Source organism: Mitsuaria sp. 7 (assembly GCF_001653795.1).
Taxonomy (GTDB): domain Bacteria; phylum Pseudomonadota; class Gammaproteobacteria; order Burkholderiales; family Burkholderiaceae_C; genus Roseateles.
This window is the reverse complement of the sequence record NZ_CP011514.1, coordinates 1,035,659-1,056,585: the sequence shown is the minus strand read 5'-3', so window position 1 is coordinate 1,056,585 and position 20,927 is coordinate 1,035,659. Positions and strand designations below refer to the sequence as shown.

Below are 20,927 nucleotides of genomic sequence, written 5' to 3'. Positions count from 1 at the left end.
CTCACCCTTGGCTCACGGTTGAAGTTCCCTGTCTTCATCGAAGGCCGGCATGGCCGGCGGCTCGCCCAGCGGCAGCGCCAGGCTGAAGCGCGCCCCACCCTGCGGCGTCGCGCGCTCGGCCCAGATGCGGCCACCGTGGGCCTGCATGATGGCACGGCAGATCGCCAGACCCAGGCCCACGCCGGGCAGGTGCGACTCGCTGTGGCCGCGGGTGAATTTCTCGAACAGCGCCTCCTCGCGACCCGGCGGCAGGCCGAGGCCGTTGTCCTCGACGGACAGGCGCATCTCGCCGGGGCCGACGAAGTCGTCATCCGCGCTTCCCAAGCCGCCCAGTCCGGCCATGGCACCCGCGCCGCCCGCGCCATGCGTCCGGGCGATCACGCGGATCTCGCTGCCCGGCGGCGTGTACTTCGCGGCGTTCTCCAGCAGGTTGGCCAGCACGCGCTCGATGAGCACCGCATCCAGCTCCACCAGCGGCAGCGTCGCCGGTACGTCCAGCACCAGGCGGTGCCGCGTCAGCGCCGGGCCCATCAGCTGCAGGCTGCTGCCGATGACCTCGTCCACCGGCTGCCACTGGCGGTTGAGCTTGAGCGCGCCGCTCTGCAGCCGCGCCATGTCCAGCAGGTTGTGCACCATCGCGTTGATGCGCAGCGACTGCTGCTCGATCGCCCGCGCGGTCTCGGCGGCGCCGGGGTCCAGCTCGCGCCGGGCCAGCGTCTCGGCCAGTCCCTGCAGCGCGGCCAGCGGCGTGCGCAGGTCGTGCGACAGCGCCGACAGCAGCGAGTTGCGCAGCCGCTCCGACTCGATCTGCAGCAGCGCCTGCTGCGCGACCTCGACGTAATGCACGCGCTCCAAGGCCTGGCCCGCGATGCGCGCGGCCGTCTCCAGCTGCGCGCGGCGCTCCGGCAGCATCAGCGTCTGCGCGTCGCCGGGCCGCAGCGCGAGCACGCCGCGCGTGCGCATCGGCGCGCGCAGCGGCAGGTAGAACCATTGACTGCCCGGCAGCGTGTCGGTGCCCAGACCCGCCGCCTGCTCGTGATCCAGGGCCCAGCGCGCGGTGCCGGCATCGGAGCGGTCCCCGACGGCCAGGGTCTCCTCCGTCGGCGACGGCTGCAGGCGGTCGTCGTCGTCGAGCACATGCAGCAGCGCCCGTCCGCCGAACTGCAGCGCGAGCTGCTGCTCCGCCGTCGCGATGACCTGCTCGGTCTGCAGCGCGCCGGCCAGTTCGCGGGTCAGCTCGAACAGGCCGCGCGCCCTCGCCTCCCGCTCCGACGAGACACGCGCCTCGTAGCGCAGGCCCGCCGTCAACTGCCCGGTGATCAGGCCGACGGCCAGCATCACGACGAAGGTGATCACGTATTGCACGTCGCTGACCGCCAGGCTCAGCCTCGGCGCGACGAAGAGGAAGTCGAACAGCGCGACGCTGAGGAAACTCGCCAGCACGGCCGGTCCGCGACCCCAGCGCATGGCGACGCCCACCACGCCGAGCAGGAACAGCATGACGATGTTGTCGTTGGCGATGCGGTGCGACAGCGGCCAGCAGACCACGGCCACGCCGACGCAGGCCAGCGTCGCCCACAGGTAGCGCCGCGGCGCGGCGCCGAAGGTGGGACCGGCGTCGTCCTCGTTGCTGCGCTGCGTCGCCGAGGCGCCGACCTGGATCAGGTCCAGTTCCGGCGCCGCGCGTCCCAGGTGCGCCGCCAGGTCGCGGCTGCCCCAGCGGCGCAACGACGAGGACGCCGGCCGCGCGCCGCGCCCCATCAGCAGCTTGGACAGGTTGTGCTCGCGCGCGTAGTCGGCCAGCGCCTGTGCCGGGTCTTGCGCGGACAGCACCGCCGTGGTCGCGCCGAGGTCCTGCGCCAGCCGCACCACGCGCAGGCTGCGCTCGCGGCGCGCGTCGGGCAGGCGGTGCAAGGCCGGCGTCTCGACGTAGACCGCGTGCCAGCTCACCGCCAGCTGCTGCGCCAGCTGCGCGGCGCTGCGCACGATCGATTCGGCCTCGTCGCCGGGGCCGATCGCGCAGAGGATGGCGGCCTCGGTCTTCCACACCGGCGCGATGCGTTCGTTGCTGCGCCAGGCCTGCACGTCGTCCTCGACCCGGTCGGCCGTGCGGCGCAGCGCGAGCTCGCGCAGCGCCATCAGGTTGCCCTTGCGGAAGAAGTGCTGGCCGGCGCGCTCGGCCTGGGCGCCCTGGTAGACCTTGCCGGCCTTCAGGCGCGCGAGCAGTTCGTCGGCCGGCGTGTCCACCAGCACGACCTCGTCCGCGCGGTCGAAGAAGGTGTCGGGCAGCGTCTCCTGCACCCGCACGCCGGTGATGCCGCCGACGACGTCGTTCAGGCTCTCCAGGTGCTGGACGTTGACCGTCGTGTAGACGCTGATGCCGTTGGCGAGCAGCTCCTCGACGTCCTGCCAGCGTTTCGGGTGCCGCGATCCGGCGACGTTGGAATGCGCCAGCTCGTCGACCAGGATCAGCGCGTCCGGCTGGTCCTTCAGACGCGCCAGCGCACCGTCGAGGTCGAACTCCGGCAGCGCGCGGCCGCGGTGGTCGACCTGACGCATCGGCAGACGAGGCAGCGGCGGCACGCCGTCGAGCAGCGCGGCGGTGTCGGCGCGTCCATGCGTCTCGACGACGCCGATCAGCGGTGCGCGACCCTGGTCCGCCAGGTGCCGCGCGGCCTGCAGCATCGCGAAGGTCTTGCCCACGCCCGCCGACGCGCCGAAGTAGATGCGCAGCCGGCCGCGCCCCTCGGATCGTTCCTGCCGCTGGAGGTGGGCCAGCAGCGCGTCGGGGTCAGGTCGGTCGTCGGTGGGGCTGCGCATGGGAGGGGATTGTCGTGTCAGGGCGCCGCGGACGGCGCCTCATCGGTGCGGTGATCCGACAGGCGCGCGACGAGCGTCGCCAGATGCGGGAGGACCTGTTCCCGCCGACGCGCCGCCACGGTGGCGGTCACGCCGGCCAGCGCCTGCGATGCGGTGTCGTTGGCGGCCTGGACGGCCTGGGCGTCGTCGCCGGCCGCATCGACGGCGGCGCTCCATCGGGCCTGGGTGTCCGACACCAGGCGCTCCGCCAGTCCGTCCAGTCCCGCCTCGCGGTCCAGCACCTTGGACAGAAAGTCGCCCACCAGCCCGGTCGGCATCAGGCATTGGTGCGACGTGTCGCAGCCGCTTTCGAGTTCCGCGGCGATCAGGGCATCGGCCCGCCGCTCGCGTCGTCGTGTCACCTCGACGTCACGCCACCGGTCTCCGGCGATGCCGAACGCGGCGTAGACCGGGGTGTCGAACGCGGGGGTCTCGAACGCCTCGGCCGGCGCATGGCCCAGCCGCTCGCCCAGCCGCTCGCCCAAACGCTCGACCAAACGGGTCCGCACCGCCTGCCGCAGCAGCATCGCCTCCTCGAGGTTCTCGTCGAAGCCGGCGTGCATCTCGGTCACCCACTGGTCCGCGCGCAACTCGCAGGCGAACTGCAGCGCGACCCTGACCGCCGTGGCGGCGTCACTGTCCTCGCCGATGTCCTTGAGCAGGGCCATCTGGTGCAGGACCCGCAGATACGCGTCCGCGCATTCGCCGTCCTGCGCGCGGATGAGCGCCTCGCACCGCGCCGCGAAGGACCGGTCGCCCAACATCTGCCGGAGCACCGGCCCCAGCAGCGGCGGCAGCGCGCCCGCGGCCTGGCCTTGTGTCGCTTCCTGGTAGAGCCTGATGAATTTCCGGAGCCAGGACATGACATCCGGGAGCGCCTTCAACTGGTTGCGCTGCCGGCCGTTCCAGACCAGGCCCCGCAGCAGTCCGAACACGTCCTCCAGCGCCCGGTGATGCTCCGCCAGCGTATCCGCCAAGGGGCCGGTCATGAACGGCCCGGTGCCGCCGCCGGAGTCGCCATAGCTGCAGGACAGCCGTGTCAGGTTGCGCCAGTCATGGATCAACCCGGTGCCCACGCGCCGCACCCAGGCGGGATCCCCGGACCGGTCCTCGTCCTTCAGGTCGATGTCCAGCCATTCGGCGTCCGGCCATCGAAGCGCCGCGGGGAGTCGCTCGCCTTCCAGGCGCGTGCTGCGCAGGCGCAGGCCGAAGGCAAAACGTTCCGCCAGGACGCGATTGACCTCTTCAGGATCGAACACGGCCTCGCCCCGATAGTCCAGTTCCAGTCCCAGAGCCTCGCCGCGCGAACGGGCGATCGCCGCGATCAAGGCCGCAGGCGGTGCATCGAGATCGGTGACCCACGCATCGCCGCGCAGCAGGCCCGCGGTCGGGGGTTGCTGAGAGGGGCCGCGATGCGCCTGCTCCGCCAGATGGACGTACCAGCGTTCTCGGCGCAGGGCGTCCCGTGGCGACGCCTCGCCCACCCATTGCCGCAGGCTCGCCAGCGCGTGTTTCGCACTGTCCGGCATCGCCTGCACGGTCTCGCCCGCCGCCGGGGACCACGACACGCTCACGCGGAAGACACGGGCCAGATGGAGCGCGTCCATGACCCGGTCCTCCTCCTCGCGGGACAGGAACGCCATGTCCCCGAACGCGGGGGCCGGCCTCAACACCTGCAGGGCGGCATCGCGGACGGCGCGAAGCGCCGGGGTCAGCGTGGCGTCCGGCAAGGCGTCCACGCATTGCGACATCGCGTCGGCCTCGGCGCGGTCCAGCCAGCGGGATCGATCCGGGAGGTAGAGCGTCTCGGCGGCGTACATGCTCCGTGTCGACGCGTCCCGGCATCGGGGCAGGCTGTCCATCATCCGGGCGGCTTCATCCCGCGCGGACAAGGACCGCATGCTTCGCGGGAAATGGAAGGGGGCCCGTCGCAGTTCGGCGGCGATCGCCTCCAGGGCCTTGAAGCGATCCGTGGCCATCCTCGGGGTGTTGATGGCGAGCGCGCAGCGCACGGCGATCTGATCGTCGTCGACGATATCGATCAGCAGCCGCTGCACGCGGGCGGCGAGCGCCGACCCGATCCATGCATCCCGACGGAGCGGGGCGAGATCCCGGGTCAGTTGCGCGAACACCCGCGGACGCCCATGCGCTCCCAGCACGTCCGGCCGTTGCACGACCTCGTGAAGGGGGCGGCCCAGGGCGTCGCAGAGACGCTGGAACGCACCGACGCCGTCCTCGCGACCGGCGATGTCCAGCACCCACCGCCGATCCGGTTCACGGCGGGCATGCGCCTTCAACGCCGGCACCAGGACGTCGCTGTTTCTGGGCAGCACGATCTCCATCAGGTTCGGGCACCGCTGCCGATAGGCCGGCAGCCAACGCCAGTCCCCGGCGTCCGGGAACTCGGCGAACTCCAGACGCCGTATCCAGGTCGCCGTGGCCGAGGGCAGACGTCCTGCCAGTGCGTCGTGTCCGCGGTGGCCCAGCTGCCAGGCCCGTGCGGCCTGGGAGACCCCCTCGTGCTCCGGGCCAAGGGGGTCGCGACGGTCCACGAACAGCGGCCATGCGACCTCGGTGTCGTCCGCCATCTCCTGCGCCATTTCCTGCGCCATGTTCTGCGGCATGTTCGGCGCCATGTTCGGCGCCCTGCCCGCGGTCGGACCGGCAGGCCGGATGAGCGCGGGCCGCTCCAGTTCGAGCGTCAACTGCCGGGGCGCTCGCGGGTCGAGCCGGGCCACTTTCGCGGGCGTCGGGCCCGAAGACGTCGAAGGGATCAGCGCGCCGGGGTCGACACACCAGGGCGACGAGGAGCGGTTCGGAGTCGGATGCATGCGGAATCTCTTGCTGGGCGATCAAGGCGATCGAAGCCGCATCAGTGATCGGGCCGCAGCATCCGTACGCGGTCGGCGGCCGCTTCAGAACGTCCTGGAGACGCTCAGCACGACCCCCGTGTCGCCGAGCCGCTTCGCGCGCCGCGCGGCCGAATCGCCGGCCTGGTACAGCGCCTTGTCCGCATCCGTGCCGACAACGGCCAGGCCCAGCGTCAGGCCGCCGAGCTGCTTCATCTCCCGGGTCACGGACAGCTTCCAGTCGGTGTAGGACAGGTCGCCGTACTTGCGCACCCACAGGTGGCCCAGGTGCACGCCGGCGTTGAAGCCCTGCCCCAGCTCGAAGCCGTAGTTCAGGTCCAGGTAGGACGTGCCCTTGGACGAGCCCTTGGCCGGCAGCGCGTTGAAGTAGGCGTAGCCGGCGGTCTGGCTGTCCAGGCCGAAGTAGTCGGTCGCGGCGACCGACAGCTTGGCCGAGAACGCGCCCGCCGTGACGGCGGCGTAGAGGTCGACGTTGTCGTACTTGTCGGAGGTCGGCTGGCCCGGCGCCGCGTTCAGGCGCGCGCCGGGATAGACGTAGGCCAGCGCGCCGACGTCCAGGGTGACGGCGTCGGTCACCGGCAGCTTGTAGCCGCCGTACAGGTCCCATTCCATGCCGGCGCCGTTGTTGTAGCTGTTGCCCGAGACGTTGGACGCCCAGGTGCCCAGGTACAGGCCGCTGCTGTGGCTGTAGTCGAAGCCGGCCTGCACGGCCGGGCGCTTCCAGGTCTGGCTGATGCCGCGGAAACGGTAGTCGCTGACGAAGGCCACGTTGCCGGTGAAGGTGTGCTCGGGCGTCGGCGCCGGTGCGGCAGCGGCGGCTTCGCCCTCGGCACGCGCGGCGGCGTGCAGGAAGCAGGAGGAGATCAGGAGGAGCGAGAGAAGACGGGTTTTCATGAAGTTCAATGGGCAGATTTTGAGTTGTCGGTCGCCTTGTCGAGCGCGAGGTTGAGCTTGAGCACGTTGACGCGGGGTTCGCCGAGCACGGCGAGATCGCGGGCCTCGGTGTTGGCCTGGATCAGGCGCTGGACGGCCTCGGCCGGCAGGCCGCGTTCGCGGGCCACGCGGGCGGCCTGGTAGCGCGCCGCGGCCATGCTGATGTGCGGGTCGAGCCCGCTGGCCGAGGCGCTGACCAGGTCGACCGGCACCGGCGCGGTGTTGCCCGGATCGGCCGCCTTGAGCGCGTCGAGGCGGCCCTTCACGGCGTCGACCAGCGCGGGGTTGGTCGGGCCCTGGTTGGAGCCGCTGGACCCGGTGGCGTTGTTGGCCATCGGACCGGTGGCCGACGGCCGGCCCCAGAAGTAGCGCGGCGACGAGAAGCTCTGGCCGATCAGTTCGGAGCCGACGACCTTGCCGTCGTGCAGGATGAGGCTGCCCTCGGCCTGGAACGGGAACATGGTCTTGGCGACGCCGGTCACCAGCGCCGGATACAGCAGCCCGGTGACGGCGCTCAGCAGCACGAAGCCGACGAGCGCCGGGCGCAGCATGCGCAGCGGCGAATGGGACGTGGACGATGAGGTCGACGGGGAGGTCGACGGCGAAGCCACCGCCGAGGTCGACGGTGAAGTGGATGGCTTGGTTGTCATGAGAGATGTCTCCGCGTCACACGAGGTGGAGCGCGACCAGCAGCAGGTCGATCGCCTTGATGCCGACGAAGGGCACGATCAGGCCGCCGAGGCCGTAGATCCACAGGTTGCGGCGCAGCAGCGCGGCCGCGCCGATGGGCCGGTAAGCGACGCCCTTGAGCGCCAGCGGGATGAGCGCGACGATGATCAGCGCGTTGAAGATGACGGCCGACAGGATCGCGGACGACGGACTGTGCAGGCCCATCACGTTGAGCGCGGCCAGCTGCGGGTACACGCCCAGGAACATCGCCGGGATGATGGCGAAGTACTTGGCGACGTCGTTGGCGATGGAGAAGGTCGTCAGCGAGCCGCGCGTCATCAGCAGCTGCTTGCCGGTCTCGACGATCTCCAGCAGCTTGGTCGGGTTCGAATCGAGGTCGACCATGTTGCCGGCCTCCTTCGCGGCCTGCGTGCCGCTGGCCATCGCCACCGCCACGTCGGCCTGCGCCAGCGCGGGGGCGTCGTTGGTGCCGTCGCCGGTCATCGCGACCAGCCGGCCTTCGGCCTGGTAGTCGCGGATCAGCTTGAGCTTGGCCTCGGGCGTCGCCTCGGCGAGGAAGTCGTCGACGCCCGCCTCGGCCGCGATCGCCGCGGCGGTGAGGCGGTTGTCGCCGGTGATCATCACCGTGCGGATGCCCATCCTGCGCAGCTGCGCGAAGCGCTCCTTGATGCCGCCCTTGACGATGTCCTTGAGCTCGACGACGCCCAGCACGCGGGCCTGGCCGTCGTTCAAGTCGGCCACGACCAGCGGCGTGCTGCCGCGGCGCGCGACTTCCTCGGCCACCGCGGTGACCTGCGCCGGCATCTGCCCGCCGTGCTGCTCGACGAAGCGGCGGATCGCCTCCACCGCGCCCTTGCGCAGCTGGCGCCTGGGATGGTCGGCATCCCCGAAGTCGACGCCACTCATGCGGGTCTGCGCGGTGAACGGGACGAAGTGCGCCTGCAGCGTCGCCAGCTCGCGCTCGCGCAGGTTGAAGCGCTGCTTGGCCAGCACGACGATGGAGCGGCCTTCCGGCGTCTCGTCCGCCAGCGAGGCGAGCTGCGCCGCATCGGCCAGCAGCTGCTCCTGCAGCGTCGGTGCCGGCAGGAAGGCGCTGGCCTGGCGGTTGCCCAGCGTGATGGTGCCGGTCTTGTCGAGCATCAGCACGTCGACGTCGCCGGCGGCCTCGACCGCGCGGCCGGAGGTGGCGATCACGTTGGCCTGCATCAGCCGGCTCATGCCGGCGACGCCGATCGCGGACAGCAGCCCGCCGATGGTCGTCGGGATCAGGCACACGAGCAGCGACACCAGCGCGGTGATCGACACGACAGTGCCGGCGCCGGCCGCCTCGACCGCGAACAGCGAGTACGGCAGCAGCGTCACGGTGACGACCAGGAACACCAGCGTCAGCGCGACCAGCAGGATGGTCAGCGCGATCTCGTTGGGCGTCTTCTGACGCTTGGCGCTCTCGACCATCGCGATCATGCGGTCGAGGAAAGCCTCGCCCGGGTTGACGGCGATTCGCACGACCACCCAGTCCGACAGCACGCGCGTGCCGCCGGTGACGGCCGAGAAGTCGCCGCCGGACTCGCGGATCACCGGCGCGGATTCGCCGGTGATGGCGCTCTCGTCGACCGAGGCGACGCCTTCGATCACCTCGCCGTCCAGCGGCACCAGGTCGCCGGCTTCGACGAGCACGACGTGACCCTTGCGCAGTTCCTCGGACGGCACCGGGTGCCAGGACGAACCATGGCGCGGCGTCTCGAGCTTCTTCGCCCAGGTCTTGGCCTTGAGGCCGCGCAGCGACGCGGCCTGCGCCTTGGAGCGGCCTTCGGCCAGCGCCTCGGCGAAGTTGGCGAACAGCACGGTGAACCACAGCCACAGCGCGATGGCGAGCATGAAGCCGGGGCCTTCGGCGCCGGCCAGCTCGGGCTTGGCGAAGCTCGCCAGCCACAGGCCGGTGGTGAGGATGCTGCCCGCGTAGACGACGAACATCACCGGGTTGCGCAGCTGTGTCGCCGGCGCGAGCTTGATGAACGAGTCGCGGATCGCCGGCTTCACCAGCGCGGGGTCCCACAGGCCGGTCTTGGCGTTGACGCGCGGGGGCTGCGGGTCCTGTCCCTGCGGACCGGATGGACCGGACGGACCTTGAGAACCTTGCGGACCTTGCGAGCCGGATCCGGAAACCTTGGCGCCGACTAGGACCTCGGCGCGGGCATTCGCCTTGGCGTTGGCCTTGGAATCGGCCGGCACCGACGTATGGAGGGTCTTGAGTTGATTGGTCATGATGGGCTCCGAAGGGTCACTTCCAGAGCATCAGGTGCTCGACGACGGGACCCAGCGCGAGCGCGGGCACGTAGTTCAGCAGGCCGACCAGGAGGACGGTGCCGATGAGCAGGACGACGAACAGCGGGCCGTGGGTAGGCAGCGTGCCCTCGCCGACGGGGATGCGCTTCTTGGCGGCCAGGCTGCCGGCGATGGCCAGCACGGGGACGATGACCAGGAAGCGGCCGAGCCACATCGCGATGCCGAGCAGCGTGTTGTAGAACGGCGTGTTGGCGGACAGCCCGGCGAAGGCGCTGCCGTTGTTGTTGGCCGCCGAGGTGAAGGCGTAGAGGATCTCGCTGAAGCCGTGCACGCCGGGGTTGGCGATGCCCGCCTTGCCGTCGCCGGAGAGGACCGCGATGGCGGTGCCCGCGAGCACGACGATGGGCGTGACGAGGATGGCGACGGCGCTCATCTTCATCTCGAAGGGCTCGATCTTCTTGCCCAGGTACTCGGGCGTGCGGCCGATCATCAGGCCGGCGATGAAGACGGCCAGGATGGCGAAGACCAGCATGCCGTACAGGCCGGTGCCGACGCCGCCGAAGACGACCTCGCCGAGCTGCATCATCACCAGCGGCACGGCGCCGCCGACGGGGGTGAAGCTGTCGTGCATCGCGTTGACCGCGCCGCAGGAGGCGGCGGTGGTCACGACGGCGAACAGCGAGCTGGCGCTGATACCGAAGCGCGTCTCCTTGCCTTCCATGTTGCCGCCGGCCTGGAGCTCGTTGGCCTGGATGTCGACGCCCTGCGCGGCCACCAGCGGATTGCCGGCCTGCTCGGCGGGCGTGGCGACCAGCACGCCGACGATGAACAGCGCGCTCATCGCGGCCAGGATCGCGGCGCCCTGCCGACGGTCGCCGACCAGTTGCCCGAAGCTCAGGCACAGCGCGGCCGGGATCACGAAGATCGCGACGATCTGCAGCAGGTTGGTGAACGGGGTCGGGTTCTCGTACGGATGCGCGGAGTTGGCGTTGAAGAAGCCGCCGCCGTTGGTGCCCAGCATCTTGATGGCTTCCTGCGACGCGACCGGGCCCATCGCGAGCGACTGCTCCTGCGTGTGCTGCTGCTCCATCACGGGCTCGCCCTTCGCGTCCTTCAACGGCTGGCCGTCGGCGCCGAGCTTGGGCGTCTGGTAGTCCTGCGCCTCGACGGTCTGCACGGTGCGGTAGCCGTCGAAGTTCTGGATCACGCCCTGCTGGACGAAGACGACCGCGAACACGAGGGACAACGGGAGCAGCAGCCACAGCGTGCAACGCGTCATGTCGGCCCAGAAGTTGCCGACGTGGCCCGACAGGCGCGAGGCGAAACCGCGGATCAACGCGAATACGACCGCGATGCCGGTGGCGGCGGACAGGAAGTTCTGCACCGTCAGCGCGAGCATCTGCGTGAGGTAGCTCATCGTCGACTCGCCGCCGTAGCCCTGCCAGTTGGTGTTGGCGACGAAGCTGATGGCCGTGTTGAACGACGAGTCCGGGCTGATCGCGCCCATCCCCTGCGGGTTGAGCGGCAGCACGCCCTGCAGGCGCTGCAGCGCGTAGACGGCGATGACGCCGATGAAGTTGAAGATCAGCAGCGCGATCGCGTACTGCTTCCAGCCCATGCCTTCATCGGGCTTGATGCCGGCGAGTCGGAAGATCGGACGCTCGACGGCCGCGATCCAGCCGGGCATCTGCCCCTTGGCGAGGGCGGTGATCCAGCGGGCGAGCGGCCACGCGAGCAGCAGCGTGACGACGAGGTAGAGGGCCAGGTTGGCCCAGGCGAGGTTCGTCATGTCAGAACTCCTCCGCCCGCCACAAGGCGACCAGGAGATAGACGAACAGACCGGCGGAGATCGTTCCGGTCAACCAGTAGAGCGCGGTCATTGCTTGGCCTCCAGACGATGGCTGGCCACGGCCAGGCCCACCGCCACGAGGAACAGCACGACGCTCAATCCGAGAAAGAGTGCATCCATTTTTTTGCGGTCCCATGCCCTCTCGATTGAGGGCGGGATGGGATGGATGGACTCTAGGAACGGGGGCCTCAAGGGGCTGTAGAAGCTGGCGCCGGCGGTATCAAGATTCCATAAAGATGGCTCGCCGACGGCCTTCCGGCGGCCGTCGACGCGTCAACACCCTTGCAGGGGGGAGATGTTTCAAGATGAAGCGGCTGTGACATAGTCCACACGGCCTGGGGAAAATCCGGTCTTGCGGTTATTGCATAGCGTTTCCGTCAACGTCGTCGCCGAAGATCCTCGCCTTTCCAAAAGCGCCAGGAAGTCAGCTCCATGAACCGCCGCCACCTGCTCCAGAACTTCGCTGCCCTCGCGGGCGCCGGCAGCCTGCCTGCCTTCGCCGACAACTCGCGCATCCTGCTGGGCCAGTCCGCGCCCTTCAGCGGCCCGGCGAAGGAACTGGGAGAGCAGTTCAAGGAAGGCGCGATGCTGGTCTTCGACCAGGTCAACCAGCGCGGCGGCGTGAACGGCAAGCGCATCGAGCTGCGCAGCATGGACGACGGCTACGAGCCGGAGCGCTGCGCGGCCAACACGCGGCGCCTGATCGAGGACGGCGTCAACGCGCTGTTCGGCTACGTGGGCACGCCCACGACGCTGGCGGCGCTGCCGCTGCTGACGGCGGCCAAGATCCCGCTGGTGGCGCCCTTCACCGGCGCGGAAGCGCTGCGCACGCCGTTCAACCGCTTCCTGTTCCATGTCCGCGCGTCCTACAACGACGAGGCGGCGGAGATCGTCAAGCAGATCACCTCGGTGGGCATCACGCGCGTGGCGGTGTTCTTCCAGAACGACGCCTACGGCCAGGCCGGCCTGGCGGCGGTGACCGCGGCGCTCAAGCAGCACAACCTGGCCCCGGTGTCGCAAGGCACGGTGGAGCGCAACTCCGTCGACGTGGCCACGTCGCTGAACGCGGTGATGGCGGGCAAGCCCGAGTGCATCGTGCAGGTGGCGGCGTACAAGTCCTGCGCGGCCTTCATCCGGGGCGCGCGCAAGGTCGGCTTCCTGGGGAACTTCTACAACTTCTCGTTCGTCGGCGCGCAGGCGCTGGCCTCGGAGCTGGGCAAGGACGCGCGCGGCGTGGTGGTGTCGCAGGTCGTGCCCTTCCCGTTCTCGGGCCTGACGCCGATCGCGGGCGAATACCTGCAACGCGTGAAGGCCGCGAAGTCGGACCCGAGCTACACGGGGATGGAAGGCTTCATCGCCGCCAAGACGCTGGTGGAAGGCCTGCGCCGCGCGGGCAACGACCCGTCGCCGTCCAACATCATCAGCGGCCTGGAGGCGCAGAGCCAGCTCGACCTGGGCGGCTTCTTCCTCAGCTTCTCGGGACAGAAGCACGCCGGGTCGCGGTATGTGGACATGACCATCCTCACGGAGGACGGGAAGGTCCGGCGCTGACGGTCGGTATCACCTTCTCTGGCACCTGCCGCCGGCTTCCGCGCGGGTGTACGCGATGGCGGATCGACAACCATCGACAGGATGGTTCTTGATCCGACCTGACAAGTCTCACCAGAGAACTGCAAGATCTGACTGTCGGACCGGCGCGCTCTGACAGCGATCTGCAATGTTCGTTGCATGACCATGGCATTTACGCTCCGGCGCCATGAAAGTCACTCGATCGTCAGCGGGCTCTCCCGACTTCTCCGGCGTTGCCATTGACGCCCGCGTGGCGTCTCGCCGCGACAGCGCGCAGGACCGCATCCGCCATCGGGTCGCGCGCGAATTCATCCTGAATCACCACATCGACGCCATCGAGGCCGCGACGCGGGAGGGCAACTTCACGGTGACCTTCCGGGCGGCCGGCGCGCCCACCCTGCACGCCTTGTCGCTGGGCGCGGGTGCCAAGGGTCACGACGTGCTAGAGAAGACCATCAAGCCCGGCTCCGTCCTGAAGGCCTATCTCGACGCCGGTCCGGAGATGCTCGATCGGGTCCGGTCCGCCGGCATCGAGGGATTCGTCGGTCATTGGCATCCGGAGACCGGGGCACTCGCCGGCCTCTACACGACGCAGAAATCGCCGCAGGGACAGCGGGTGATCCTGCCGATCGACATGGAGGACCTCGAGGGTTCGTTGCGTCGGCTCAAGCAGTCCCCGGACTGGCAACGGTCCTTGCTGAGCGGCGACTACGACATGCACGACCTGATCGTGTTCCAGGGCGCAGGCCGGCCTCGCACGGCGCTCGCCGGATCGCATGAAGAGAAGCGGGCGATCGGCCGGCTCAATGCGGCGGTGGCCCGCATCGACCCGAACCGGCCCGTCGGCGACCGCGAACACCGGGTCGTGCAGCATGGTCCTCAGGTCAACTTCCGCAGCCACATGCTGTCGCGGGAAAAGGCGAAGGTCCACACCGACGGAGGCTTCCTCTCCGCAGTGGCCCGGCCGGGCGATTTCCCCCTGGCGGCCTGCAATCGAGGCACGTGGTCCATCATCGACAACGTCGATCAACTGCGGCAGTTCTATGAGGACCAGGGCGCACGCATCAAGGAAAGCTGGCACCCGGAAGGGGTGCGCCGCTACGCCGAGATTCCGGGACGGAGCGGGATCGTGAAGTTCGGTCGCGCGGGCGGATAGCCCCCTCCCACTCGCGCCCTTCCCCCGTCGATTCGCGCCAATGCCTGCCGCTTCATCTGAAGCGCAAGGCCTGACCCCGGACGACTTCCTAGAGTGCGCAGCATCGACCTGGTCCCCGGGTCGCCTTCTGGAGTCTCCGATGCCGATCCGCCCTGCCCGCTTCTCTCCTGCTGTCGCGCTCATCGGCGCGGCCTTCCTGCTGGGAGCGTCGCTGGCGCACGCAGTGGATCTCGACGTCGAGATCAGCGGCGTCACGCGGCACGCCATCCAACTGCCGGCGAAGCGCTGAGGAACCTCTGCTGGGGCCAGGCCTTGCGCCGGCTTCCCGTCAGAAGTTCAAGTCCAGCCCGAGCCACTTGCCGACGACAAAGGTCAGGAACAACAGGACCACCGCCAGCACCACGAAGACACCGACCAGCTTGGCGCACGCGAGGAGCACCGCGCGCTGCTTCTCCGCGCCGTTCTTCCTGCCCTGGTCGTAGTGCCACTTGACGGCGTAGAACATGCCGATGCACAGCACGGTGGCCTTGAAGACGATGAAGAGTGTGGGGACCCATTCCATGATGGTGAGACTGTGCTCCTGCCGGTCTGAAAAATACAGATTCAGATTTCTGTAAAAACACCGGATCAGATGGGCGATTGAGAGGGAATTCCCAGTGAACGGAAGGTAGCCGATACAGTGCCATCGCTCCACGCAACGGGCCATATCAGCATCCCCTCATGAAGCGCTACGAAGTCCTTGCCGATGACCTGGCGGCGTCCATCGCCGCGGGGCAGTTGCGCCCCGGCGACCGCCTGCCCTCGGTCCGCGAAGCGAGCAAGGACCGCGGCGTCAGCCCCTCCACGGTCTTCGAGGCCTACTACCTGCTGGAGGCCCGCGGCCTGATCGAGGCGCGGCCCCGGTCCGGCTACTTCGTCAGCCAGGCGGCGATCCCGCAGCATCCTGAGCCCCACGCGTCGGACCCGCTCGCCGAAGAGCGCAGCGTCGAGGTGTCGGAGCTGGTGTTCCAGGTGCTCGGGCTGTCGCGCAACCGGGCGGTCGTGCCGCTGGGCTCGGCGTTTCCGAGCCCGACCCTGTTCCCGCTGGACAAGCTGGCCCTGGCGCTGGGCAAGGCCGCGCGCGGGCTGGACCCTTGGCGCACGGTCGAGGACCTGTCGCCGGGCAGTGCCGAACTGCGCCGCCAGATCGGCCTGCGCTACCTGGGCGCCGGGTGCAAGGTGGACGCGGACGAGATCGTCGTGACCAACGGCGCGATGGAGGCCCTGAACCTATGCCTGGAGGCGGTCACGAAGCCGGGCGACCTCGTCGCCATCGAGTCGCCGACCTTCTATGGCGCCTTGCAGGCGCTGGAGCGCCGCGGACTCAAGGCGGTCGAGGTGGCGACCCATGCGCGCACCGGCGTCGACGTGGCGGCGCTGGCGGCCGTCCTCGACCGTCATCCGGTCAAGGCGTGCTGGCTGATGCCGAACTTCCAGAACCCCTTGGGCAGCCTGATGCCCGATGCCGCCAAGGCGGCGCTGGTGGCGCTGCTCGCCGAGCGCGAGATCCCGCTCATCGAGGACGACGTCTACGGCGAGCTGTATTTCGGTTCGCGCCCACGGCCCGCCAAGGGCTGGGACAAGGCCGGCCTGGTGCTGCACTGCAGTTCGTTCTCGAAGTCGCTGGCGCCCGGGTTCCGCGTCGGCTGGGCGGCCGCGGGCCGGTTCGCGCGGGACGTCAGTCGTCGCAAGCTCATGAGTTCACTGGCCACCCCGGTGCCGATGCAGGAGGGCTTGAGCGAGTACCTCCGGCGGGGCGGCTACGACCGGCACCTGCGGCAGCTCCGGCAGGCGCTCGTCACGAATCGCCAAGCCGTGCTGAGGATCATCGCCAAATGCTTCCCTGAAGGCACCCGCGTCACCCAACCGGAGGGCGGCTATTGCGTCTGGGTCGAGCTGCCTTCCCAGATCGATGCGCTGGAGTTGCACCGCGTCGCCCTGTCCCATGACATCAGCATCGCGCCGGGGCATCTGTTCTCGGCCGAGCCTCGCTTCACGCACCACCTGAGGCTCAATTTCGGACATCCCGACAACGCGCAGGTCGAGGGCGCGCTGAGGACCTTGGGGCAGATTGCGAAGGTGCTCGTGCGATAGCGCTTGAGGCGATCCTCCACGCCACGGAGCAGACCTTGAACCATCCGCAATGACACAGCGTCCCCCGCCCTTCAGGGTGATATCCGCGCCGTTTCCCCGTCAATAGACTGCGCTCGCCTCGCAGTCAGGGGCACCCTTCAACGTGTCTCGAACGGGAATTCAATGAACGTTTTTGTGATCAGATCTTTGGTCGGCATCGCCTTCGCCGTCACCGCGGCCGCAACCCACGCAGCGACCTTGCAGGTACCGGAGCAGCACGCCACCGTGCAGGCCGCGATCGACGCCGCGCAACCGGGCGATACCGTGCTGGTGTCTCCCGGGGTGTATCGCGGCCCCCTGAGGATCGAGAAGTCCCTGACGCTCCGGTCCCTCCAAGGCGCCGAGAAGACGACGCTGGACGGCGCCCGGGCCTGCAATGTCATCTGGGTGAACGGCACGGGCACCGAGCAAGTCACGATCACCGGATTCAAGATCACGAATGCATGGGGCCCATTTGAGGGCGACGGGCTGCGCTGCGGCTTCGGTGGGGGACTGGTGCTGGACGCCGCAGTCGTGACGGTGAGCCACAACATCATCACCGGCAACGCCGCCTGCTATGGGGCCGGGCTCGCCAGCAACTCCTTGTCGTTCATCCATCACAACCGGATCGAGGGCAACCCCCAGCCGGCCGAATGCCGCGGCGCGGGCGACGGCGGAGGCATCTTCCTGAACAGCGGCCTCGAAGGACGACCGCGCTGGTCGGTGATCTCGGACAACCTCATCACGGGGCATCGGGTGGCCGCCAACGGCGGGGGCATCGAGATCCACGGCTCCAAGGTCCGGATCACAGGAAACGTGATCCGCAACAACCAGGCCGGGTACTCCGGCGGTGCCATCAATGTCTCTCGCGGCATTGTCGACATCTCAAGAAACGTCATCGCCATGAATTCGCTGACCGAGCCCGGAATCGGCGGGGGCGGCATCAATGCGGACGTCATCGACCCGATGGATCGCGCCTACGTCATCGGCAACGTCTTCGAAGGCAACAGGGCCGATCAGGGTTCGGCGGTCCGGCTCCAGGGCTTCTATGCGCAGAACATCCAGTTCACCCTCAACGACGTGCGCGGGCGAACCGCTGCGGCACTCGTGGAGTGCCAGATCCTGCCCTATGTGATCCGGCACAACCGCATGAACAACCCGCTCGGCGGCGAGATGAGCGGCACCTGCATCTTGGGCGACCGCTGACCCTCTCGCTCAGCTGATCGAGGCCCCGCCACCGCCACCACTCAACGCCTGGCACGCCACCAGGTGCTGGAGCCGTGGCTGGCGGCCTCGCGTACCGGTGCGGCCCATTGACGCTCAAGGCACTTCAGTAGCGAAACTACAATCAAAAACAAATCAGCCGATCAATATCTATAGGCAAACGGCGTGACTTGGTAGTTTTCCTACGCACCTCCGGCGCGTGCAAGTCTAGAGTTGTGGCACTTCTCCGATGAGGAGAAGCGGCCATGGCATGCAGTCGATTGGCCGACACCAGCCGCCCCGCGACGAGGGCGGCGGTCGATCAACACCGGAGACAACATGCCCCAGCTGCCCTTCTCGAGCCGCCGGCTCGCCCACGCCCTGACGGCCGCCGCCGGCCTCGCCCTAGCCGCCATCGGCAGTCCCGCGCAGGCCCTCAATCCGAACAGCACGTCGGTGCAGATGTTCGAGTGGGCCTGGCCCGACATCGCCACCGAATGCACGCAATGGCTGGGACCCAAAGGGTTCGGCGGCGTGCAGATCTCGCCGCCCGGCGCGTCCAAGAACGCCAATGGCTGGTGGGGCGTGTACCAGCCCGTCAACTACACCAACCTGACCAGCCGCATGGGCACGCCCGCGCAGCTGCAGAACATGGTCAACGCCTGCCACGCGGCGGGCGTGCGCGTCTATGCCGACATCGTCGTCAACCAGATGGCGGACGGCAGCGGCACGGCCACCGACGGCTCGACCTGGAACGCCGCGACGCTGAGCTACCCCTTCTTCAGCGCCAGCGACTTCCACGCCAACTGCAACATCAACGACGCCGACTACAACTCGCCGGCGGGCCGCGGCAATGTCCAGAACTGCCGCCTCGGCGGCCTGCCCGACCTGGCGACCGAGAGCAGCTACGTGCAGGGCCAGATCGCCAACTACCTGAAGGCCCTGCTGGCGCTGGGCATCGACGGCTTCCGCATCGACGCGGCCAAACACATGCCGGCCGGCGCGTGGACCGCCATCATGGGCGCCGTGAAGGCGACCTATCCCAAGACGCTGCAGGGCGAGGACATCTGGGTCACGCAGGAGATCATCAACGACGGCGAGGTGGACCGGCCGAGCTACCTTCCCGTCGGCACGATCAACGAGTTCCAGTTCCCGTACGCGATGCGCGACGTGTTCCGGGGCTACAACGGCAACACCCTGTCCAGCCTGCCCGGCATCATGGGCACGTGGGGCAACTGGGGCGGCAGCTGGGGCTTCCTCCAGCCGCAGAACGCCACGGTCTTCGTCACCAACTGGGACACCGAGCGCAACGGGAGCTCGCTCAACATCAACAACGCGGCCGGCAACGACGCCGCCAACCAGCGCTACACGCTGGCCAACGTCTTCATGTTGGCCCAGGGCTATGCCGAGGCGCAGCTGTACTCCGGCTTCAAGTTCAGCAACACCGACGCCGACCGCCCCACCACCAGCCCCTACAGCGGCGGGGTGCCGCAGATCAACGTGACCTGGGACTTCGCCCACCGCTGGACGCCGCTGGCCAACATGGTGGCCTTCCGCAACGCCAGCATCGGGCAGGCGCAGCAGAACTGGATCGTCGGCGACAACGCCAACCAGGTCGCCTTCAGCCGCGGCAACGTCGGCTTCGTCGCGCTGAACAACAGCGGCAGCGCCTGGACCCGCAGCTTCGCCACCGGACTGGCTGCCGGCACGTACTGCAACGTCATCAACGGCACGAAGAATGCCGCCGGCACCGGCTGTACGGCCGACACCGTGACCGTGGACGCCGGCGGCAACGCCAGCTTCACGGTGCCCGCCAACACCAGCGGCAGCACGCCTGCGGTGGCGATCTACACGGGTCAGAAGGTCAGCGGCGGCGCCACCGCCAGCTGCGCCGTGACGTTCACGATCGCCAACGCCAACACGGTGGTCGGCCAGAACCTGCGCGTCGTGGGCAGCGTGGCCGGATTGGGCGCCTGGGCGCCGGGCTCCGGCTTCGCACTGACCATCCAGGGTTCGGGCGCCAATGTGCCGTGGACAGGGACCGTCACCCTGCCCGCCGGCACCGCCATCCAATACAAGTACGTGAAGTGGAACGGCTCGTCGGCGGTCTGGGAAAGCAACCAGGCCACCAGCAGCGGCAACCGCGAGTTCACGAGCTGCGCGAGCGGCTCCCAGGCGCGGTCTGACGGCGCCTTCAAGTTCTGAGTCCGCTCGAAGGTTCCGGCGCGATCACAATGGCTGCGTTGTCCGCTCTACCGATCTCTCCCCATGCTCAACTGGCAGCTCGACGATCCCACCGAGACCGCGGCGGCGAACCCATACACCTTCTACAAGCCGTCGCCGGAAGTCCTCGCCAAGGTCGCGGTCGGCGAGGTCGTGAAGCTGATCTTCCGAGGTCATGGCGACGAGGCTGACGACGTCCACGTCGAGCGGATGTGGGTGCTCGTGGACGCTGTCCACCCCGACGCGCGTTTCGAGGGCCGGTTGGACAACGACCCGCGGCACATCCGGGGCCTCCAGGCTGGCGAGCCGGTGAGCTTCGAGGCGCGGCACATCATCAGTACCGAGCACCACGATCCCCACGACTTCACCGCCCGGTTCATCAAGCGCGCCTTCGTGACGAACCGGATCCTTCATGACGGCCAGGCGATCTGCTTCCTCTATCGAGAGGCACCGGACGAAGACCAGGACAGCGGCTGGCGGTTCACGGCCGGCGACGAGACGGACGAGTACATGGAGGACACGGACAACCTCGCCTACGTGTCCCTGGGTGCCGTGCTGTCGAGGGACGATTCGGTCCTTCACCTTCTGGACGAGCCAGCAGGTTCGGCGTTCAAGCGTGATGAGGCATCGGGGCTTTTCGTTCCGGATTCGCGAGGCTGAGCTTTGACCGCCGCGAGGTGATCGGCAACTGCCCTTACCTCGCGACCTCCGACGCCCGCTCTCAAGACGTGACCTTCCTCCGATCGTCATCCACCGCGCGCTCCACGACGCCCAGCATGCCGAGCCCTTCGCGCAGCGACTCCTTCACTGCATTCGCCACATGCTTGGCCGGATCGCCCTCCGCGCTGTTGTCGGCGAGCATGGCCAGCATCGATGCGCCGCTCACCAGCAGTGCGCGCAGGTTCGCGAGCGCCGAGCCCGTCGTCAGATCCGCGCGCAGGCAGATCGCATCGGAGCCGATGCGCGGCCCGAAGATCTGCGGCTCCGTCATGCCCCAGCCGTGCTGCAGGTGGATCAGCGTCTGCTGATCGCAGCCCGCGAGCGGATGGCGCGAGCGCAACGGCTTGTCGGACTCGTCGATGCGTGCTTGTTGGAAACTTGCCATGTCGTACTACCTCGATCAAGGTTGGAGTCCACC

General features: G+C 68.7%; 16 protein-coding genes. 7 read left to right on the top strand and 9 right to left on the bottom strand.

Annotation, left to right across the window (positions count from 1 at the left end):
- Window positions 1–12: 12 nt before the first annotated feature.
- The 7 genes from ABE85_RS04660 to kdpF form a co-directional block, all read right to left on the bottom strand.
- Window positions 13–2,820, bottom strand: a complete 2,808-nt coding sequence (locus ABE85_RS04660) for a DUF4118 domain-containing protein (RefSeq protein WP_067270482.1) — start codon at window positions 2,818–2,820, stop codon at window positions 13–15.
- A gap of 17 nt (window positions 2,821–2,837) precedes the next feature.
- Window positions 2,838–5,690, bottom strand: coding sequence for a hypothetical protein (locus ABE85_RS04655; protein ID WP_157521934.1), 2,853 nt, complete (start codon window positions 5,688–5,690; stop codon window positions 2,838–2,840).
- Between the two features lie 84 nt (window positions 5,691–5,774).
- Entirely contained in the window at window positions 5,775–6,623 is an 849-nt protein-coding gene (locus tag ABE85_RS04650; protein WP_067281878.1) for a TorF family putative porin, read from the bottom strand.
- A 5-nt stretch (window positions 6,624–6,628) separates the two neighbouring features.
- Complete coding sequence (gene kdpC, locus ABE85_RS04645; protein ID WP_067270476.1) at window positions 6,629–7,213, bottom strand: potassium-transporting ATPase subunit KdpC; 585 nt, start codon at window positions 7,211–7,213, stop codon at window positions 6,629–6,631.
- A 115-nt stretch (window positions 7,214–7,328) separates the two neighbouring features.
- A complete protein-coding gene (kdpB, locus tag ABE85_RS04640) occupies window positions 7,329–9,617 on the bottom strand; it encodes a potassium-transporting ATPase subunit KdpB (RefSeq protein ID WP_231993229.1) in 2,289 nt (762 codons plus the stop codon).
- Window positions 9,618–9,633: 16 nt separating this feature from the next.
- The gene (kdpA, locus tag ABE85_RS04635; RefSeq protein ID WP_067270472.1) at window positions 9,634–11,427 is read right to left on the bottom strand and encodes a potassium-transporting ATPase subunit KdpA; all 1,794 of its coding nucleotides are present in this window, start codon (window positions 11,425–11,427) and stop codon (window positions 9,634–9,636) included.
- Window position 11,428: 1 nt separating this feature from the next.
- Entirely contained in the window at window positions 11,429–11,518 is a 90-nt protein-coding gene (gene kdpF, locus ABE85_RS04630; protein ID WP_067270469.1) for a K(+)-transporting ATPase subunit F, read from the bottom strand.
- 401 nt (window positions 11,519–11,919) lie between these two features.
- Here kdpF and ABE85_RS04625 point away from each other — a divergent pair, with 401 nt between their 5' ends.
- The 3 genes from ABE85_RS04625 (at window position 11,920) to ABE85_RS27355 (ending at window position 14,501) form a co-directional block, all read left to right on the top strand.
- A complete protein-coding gene (locus tag ABE85_RS04625) occupies window positions 11,920–13,038 on the top strand; it encodes an ABC transporter substrate-binding protein (RefSeq protein ID WP_067270466.1) in 1,119 nt (372 codons plus the stop codon).
- Between the two features lie 205 nt (window positions 13,039–13,243).
- Complete coding sequence (locus ABE85_RS04620) at window positions 13,244–14,212, top strand: hypothetical protein (RefSeq protein ID WP_157521932.1); 969 nt, start codon at window positions 13,244–13,246, stop codon at window positions 14,210–14,212.
- A 139-nt stretch (window positions 14,213–14,351) separates the two neighbouring features.
- On the top strand, window positions 14,352–14,501 hold the full coding sequence (locus ABE85_RS27355) for a hypothetical protein (RefSeq protein WP_157521930.1): 150 nt from the start codon (window positions 14,352–14,354) through the stop codon (window positions 14,499–14,501).
- Between the two features lie 39 nt (window positions 14,502–14,540).
- On the opposite strand, the gene ABE85_RS04615 is transcribed toward ABE85_RS27355, so the two are convergent.
- Window positions 14,541–14,774 carry a hypothetical protein gene (locus ABE85_RS04615; protein ID WP_067270463.1) on the bottom strand — a complete coding sequence of 78 codons (234 nt, stop codon included), beginning with the start codon at window positions 14,772–14,774 and terminating at the stop codon, window positions 14,541–14,543.
- Window positions 14,775–14,932: 158 nt separating this feature from the next.
- Here ABE85_RS04615 and ABE85_RS04610 point away from each other — a divergent pair, with 158 nt between their 5' ends.
- From ABE85_RS04610 to ABE85_RS04595, 4 genes are all read left to right on the top strand, one after another.
- Window positions 14,933–16,345, top strand: a complete 1,413-nt coding sequence (locus tag ABE85_RS04610; RefSeq protein WP_067270460.1) for a PLP-dependent aminotransferase family protein — start codon at window positions 14,933–14,935, stop codon at window positions 16,343–16,345.
- 162 nt (window positions 16,346–16,507) lie between these two features.
- Window positions 16,508–17,569: a nitrous oxide reductase family maturation protein NosD gene (locus tag ABE85_RS04605; protein WP_157521928.1), complete on the top strand. Its 1,062-nt coding sequence runs from the start codon at window positions 16,508–16,510 to the stop codon at window positions 17,567–17,569.
- A gap of 336 nt (window positions 17,570–17,905) precedes the next feature.
- Window positions 17,906–19,771: a carbohydrate-binding module family 20 domain-containing protein gene (locus ABE85_RS04600; protein WP_067270452.1), complete on the top strand. Its 1,866-nt coding sequence runs from the start codon at window positions 17,906–17,908 to the stop codon at window positions 19,769–19,771.
- A gap of 63 nt (window positions 19,772–19,834) precedes the next feature.
- Entirely contained in the window at window positions 19,835–20,449 is a 615-nt protein-coding gene (locus ABE85_RS04595; protein WP_067270449.1) for a DUF2185 domain-containing protein, read from the top strand.
- A gap of 61 nt (window positions 20,450–20,510) precedes the next feature.
- Here ABE85_RS04595 and ABE85_RS04590 read toward each other — a convergent pair whose 3' ends face one another.
- Window positions 20,511–20,894, bottom strand: coding sequence for a hypothetical protein (locus tag ABE85_RS04590; RefSeq protein ID WP_067270445.1), 384 nt, complete (start codon window positions 20,892–20,894; stop codon window positions 20,511–20,513).
- Between the last annotated feature and the right edge of the window lie 33 nt (window positions 20,895–20,927).